The sequence below is a fragment of the Pseudomonas sp. SDO55104_S430 genome (assembly GCF_054070595.1).
In genome coordinates this window covers 1-4,634 of sequence record NZ_JBSVXG010000336.1, presented here as the reverse complement: position 1 = coordinate 4,634, position 4,634 = coordinate 1, and the positions used below count along the sequence as shown (strand labels likewise).

The 4,634-nt window shown below is 62.1% G+C and carries 4 protein-coding genes; 1 reads left to right on the top strand and 3 read right to left on the bottom strand.

The genetic code is table 11. From position 1 onward, the window contains the following. Positions 1 to 210: 210 nt before the first annotated feature. The 3 genes from ACW9JE_RS28885 to ACW9JE_RS28875 all read right to left on the bottom strand — a co-directional run bounded on the left by ACW9JE_RS28885 (position 211) and on the right by ACW9JE_RS28875 (position 2,820). The gene (locus ACW9JE_RS28885; RefSeq protein ID WP_224533762.1) at positions 211 to 1,059 is read right to left on the bottom strand and encodes an SDR family NAD(P)-dependent oxidoreductase; all 849 of its coding nucleotides are present in this window, start codon (positions 1,057 to 1,059) and stop codon (positions 211 to 213) included. Positions 1,060 to 1,208: 149 nt separating this feature from the next. Next, complete coding sequence (locus tag ACW9JE_RS28880; protein ID WP_224533761.1) at positions 1,209 to 2,654, bottom strand: mechanosensitive ion channel family protein; 1,446 nt, start codon at positions 2,652 to 2,654, stop codon at positions 1,209 to 1,211. Between the two features lie 19 nt (positions 2,655 to 2,673). After that, positions 2,674 to 2,820, bottom strand: a complete 147-nt coding sequence (locus tag ACW9JE_RS28875) for a hypothetical protein (protein ID WP_224533760.1) — start codon at positions 2,818 to 2,820, stop codon at positions 2,674 to 2,676. An 85-nt stretch (positions 2,821 to 2,905) separates the two neighbouring features. On the opposite strand from ACW9JE_RS28875, the gene ACW9JE_RS28870 reads away from it, so the two are divergent. Next, complete coding sequence (locus tag ACW9JE_RS28870; protein ID WP_224533759.1) at positions 2,906 to 4,549, top strand: acetolactate synthase large subunit; 1,644 nt, start codon at positions 2,906 to 2,908, stop codon at positions 4,547 to 4,549. The last annotated feature ends 85 nt before the right edge of the window (positions 4,550 to 4,634 follow it).

Here is a 4,634-nt window from a genome sequence, read left to right as displayed (position 1 = left end):
CTACAGGAATAGACCTGTGGGAGCGAGGCTTGTCCGCGATGGACGACAGGACGCCGTGGGGTGTCAGGCTGCCAGCGTTATCGTTGACGACCAACTGTAGGAGCCGAGCTTGCTCGCGATGGAGGCAAGAACGCCGCGGGGTGTCAGGTTTCCCGCGTTATCGTTGGCGACCATCGCGAGCAAGCTCGGCTCCTACAGGGGGATGGGTTGTTATTTGGTTTTTGCGAAGGTTTCGAAGGCGCTGCCGTAATCGGGGTGCCAGCGGGACAGCGGTGGGCGGTTTTCGGCGATGTCGCCGGCGGCCCAGAGGATTCGGCGTTCGTCGAGGGCACGGGGGACGTCGTTGTCCGGGCAGAGGATGTAGAAATCGCCGGCTTCCAGGCGCTCCAGCATGAAGTCGACCGTCTGCTCTGCGGTCCAGGCGCCGGCGGGTTTGTCCTTGCGGCCTTGGGCGGCGAGTTCGGTGAAGACGAAACCCGGGATCAGCAAATGGGCGTTGATGGCGCAACCGGGGGTGTTGCGCAATTGATGTTGCAGCGACTCGCTGAACACCTTCACCCCAGCCTTCGACACGTTGTAGGCCGGATTGCCCGGCGGCGTGGTGATGCCCTGCTTGGAGCCGGAGACGATCACCAGGCCCGGTTGCCCGCGCTCGATCATGCCCGGCACGAATGCCTGCGTACTGCGGATGACGCCCCACAGATTGACCTCGATCATCTGCTGCCAATTGGCACTGTCGAGCGCCGTGGTCGCCGGCTGAATCCCGGCGTTGCTCATCAGCACATCGACCGCGCCGAAACGCTCCAGCACCCGGTCGCGCAGGTTAGTCAGGTCGCCTTCGCGACTCACATCGGCTTCGAGCGCCAGCACATCTTCGGCCCCCGCCAAGGCGTGACCAGCAAGCTCCTCGGCGGCGTCGAGCAACTTCTGCGCCCCCAGATCGGCGATGCACACGCGCATGCCCAGGGCGGCGAAACGCTTGGCGGCGGCCAGCCCGATGCCGGCGGCGCCTCCGGTGATCACGGCCACGGCGCCGGGTTTGAGAACGGGATGGGACATGGTGGGACTCCTCGATTTTTAAGGAAAAACACACCCCCTGTAGGAGCGAGCATGCTCGCGATGGTGGTCAACGTTAACGCGGGCAACCTGATGCCCCGCGGTGTATTTGAGTCCATCGCGAGCATGCTCGCTCCTACAGGGGAATGGATTCAGACCCGGCTACGCAGCCACTGCAGGAACCCCTTCTTCTCGATGGCCTTGGGCTCTTCCTGCAACAATGTCTGGGAAATCTGCAAACGAAAATCCACCAGCGCCCGCATCGCTTCGCTGATGTCATGCCGCGCTTCCACGCAGGGCCGGAAGTATTCCTTGTCGATCCGGTACAGATAGCAGAACGTCAGCGCGGCGAAATCCGCAGGCAAGGCCTTGCCCGAGACGATCCCGGCCTCGCCGATCACCTCCCCCGGCCCCATGCGTCCGGCTTCGAACTTCACGCCCGCGCGGGCCAGGGCCACCGTCACCACGCCTGATTCGATGATGTACAGGTGCTCGCTGATCTCCCCGCCCGGCAGAATCATGTCCCCCGGCTGGAACGCCTGGCGGGTCATGTTCTTGCTGACGCTGTCCTTCTCTTCATCACTCAAGGTGTTGGCGAAAATGGCCGAGTGATCCAGTAACGCCCGCGCCCGGGTATGCCTTACCGGTTCGTTGGTTTCCACCGTCGACAACCAATTGATCCCCGCCGCCAGCAAATGCCGATACGCTAGGTCGAACAGCTGATTGCGCACCAGCCGCTTCTGATCCATGGAAATCACGAAACCGCTGACCTCATATTCCACGCCACCGCTGCCGGTGCTTTTGATCGTGACCTTGGGTGCGGGTTTGGTCAGCAGCGCGCGGCATCCTTGTGCTGCCCGTTCCAGCGCGTCGAACACCCGGTTCGGCCGCACATGGGGGCTGATCAGCAGACTGATCGAAACCCCGAACATGTCGCTGGGCCGACTGAAGTTGGTGATCTTGGCCTTGGCCGCCATCGAGTTGGGAATCACGATCATGCTGCCCTGGGAGGTCTGCAGGAAGGTGGCGCGCCAATCGATGTCAGTGACCCGGCCTTCGGTGCCGTCGATGGCGATCCAGTCATCGATCTGATACGGCTTGGTGGTGTTGAGGACTATCCCGGAAAACACGTCGCTGAGGGTGCTTTGCAACGCCAGGCCGACGATGATCGCCAGCGCGCCGGAGGTTGCCAGCACGCCCTTGACCGGCAGATTGAGCACGTAGGCCAGCGCGGCAATCACCGCCACCAGAAAGATCACCGCGCCGAGCAGGTCCTGGATCAGCCGGCCGGTATGCCCGACCCGCTGCATCATCACCGCACCGATCATCACCGTCAGGGTCCGAGCACCGAACAGCCACCAGCCGATCTGCAGCGCCGTGGCCGCCATCTGCAACGGTACGCTGTCGCCAGCGGGCGCCGGTTCCAGAGGGCTCAGGCCTTCATTGAACAGCAGCAGGCTGTACAGCAGGAAAATGACCAGCCTTATCAGCACTTTCCAGTTGTGCCGCCGGGAGCCGATCATTCGCCACATCACCGTGTCGATCAGGATCAGAGCCAAGGCGCCGAGCAACGGGCTTTCAGTGAACATGGACAGCATCGAGCACCTCCAGCGCCGCTCAATAACCAGCCGCCAGATGACGGCCAAAATCAGGCCAGTGAATTTCTCGCAGGTTCTGCCTTTCTAGGATAGTCAGCGCCTCCTTGGAGCCCGATTCAAGCGCATCGGCAAACGCCTCGGCCAGACCAACGGTAATCCGCGCCATGGCAATGAGGCGATACTGCGCGATGCAGTATTGAAGACGGTGTCCTCATCACTCCCCGACTCCCCAACCCGAGGTACTGAACAAAATGGCCAAGGCTGCCGATGTCGTAGTGCAATGTCTGGAAAACGAGGGCGTGGAGTTCGTGTTCGGAATTCCCGGCGAAGAGAACCTTGACCTGCTGGAGTCCCTGCGCAAGTCGCCGATCAAGCTCATATTGACCCGCCACGAGCAATCGGCAGGCTTCATGGCCGCGACTTACGGCCGCCTCACCGGCAAGACTGGCGTCAGCCTCTCGACCCTCGGCCCTGGCGCGACCAACCTGGTGACCGCCGGCGCTTATGCCTATTTGGGCGGCATGCCGATGCTGATGATCACCGGCCAAAAGCCGATCAAGAAGTCCAAGCAGGGCCGCTTCCAGATCCTCGATGTGGTCGGCATGATGCAGCCGCTGACCAAATACACCCACCAGCTGGCGTCCGCCGACAACATCCCCTCCCGGGTGCGCGAGGCGTTCCGCCTGTCCGAAGAAGAAAAGCCCGGTGCCGTGCACCTGGAGCTGCCTGAAGACATCGCCGCTGAACAGACTGAAAGCATGCCGATTCCGCCAAGTCTGGTGCGTCGTCCGCTGGCCGAAACCAAGTCCATCGAAGGCGCCGTGGAAAAGCTCAAGGCCGCTCGCAGCCCGATCCTGGTGATCGGCGCCGGGGCCAACCGCAAGATGACCTGCAAGGTACTCAAGCAACTGATCGATAACACCGGCATTCCATTCGTCACCACGCAGATGGGCAAAGGTGTGGTGGACGAGCGTAACCCGCGCTTTCTCGGTAACGCTGCCCTCTCCGCCGGTGACTTTGTGCATCGCGCCGTCGAGGCCGCCGACCTGATCGTCAACATCGGCCACGACGTGATCGAGAAACCGCCGTTCTTCATGGTCCGTGGCGGTACCGAGGTGATCCACATCAACTTCCGCTCGGCGGAAGTCGACCCGGTGTATTTCCCGCAGATCGAAGTGGTGGGCGATATCGCCAACGCCGTGTGGCAGATCGGCGAGGCGCTGCAAGTCCAGCCGCACTGGGATTTCAGCCGCCTGATGGCGATCCGTGAAGCCAACGAAGCGCAGATCATCGAAGGCGCCGACGACAACCGCTTCCCGATCTACCCGCAGCGTTTCGTCGCCGATGTACGTCGCGCCCTGCCCTCCGAAGGCATCGTCGCGCTGGACAACGGCATCTACAAAATCTGGTTCGCCCGTAACTACAAGGCCCACCGGCCGAACACCGTGCTGCTGGACAATGCCCTGGCAACCATGGGCGCCGGCCTGCCGTCAGCGATGGCTTCCCATTTGGTCTACCCCGACCGCCCGGTGGTCGCGGTGTGCGGTGACGGCGGTTTCATGATGAACAGCCAGGAGTTGGAAACCGCCGTGCGTCTGAAGATGAACCTCACGGTGATCATCTTGCGCGACGACGGCTACGGCATGATCCGCTGGAAACAGGCCAACATGGGCTTCACCGATTACGGTCTGGACTACGGCAACCCGGACTTCGTCAAATACGCCGAAGCCTACGGCGCCAAGGGTCATCGTGTGGACAGCGCCGAAGGCTTCCTGCCGCTGCTGGAACGCTGCATCGGCGAGCCTGGGGTGCATGTGATCGATTGTCCGGTGGACTATTCGGAGAATGACTTCATTCTCAACAGCGAACTCAAGCGCAGGAGTGCGTTGGTCTGATATGCCCGTGTCCCTGTGGGAGCGAGCCTGCTCGCGATGGGCGAGAGAACGCCGCGGGGCATCAGTTGTCCCGCGTAATCGTTGA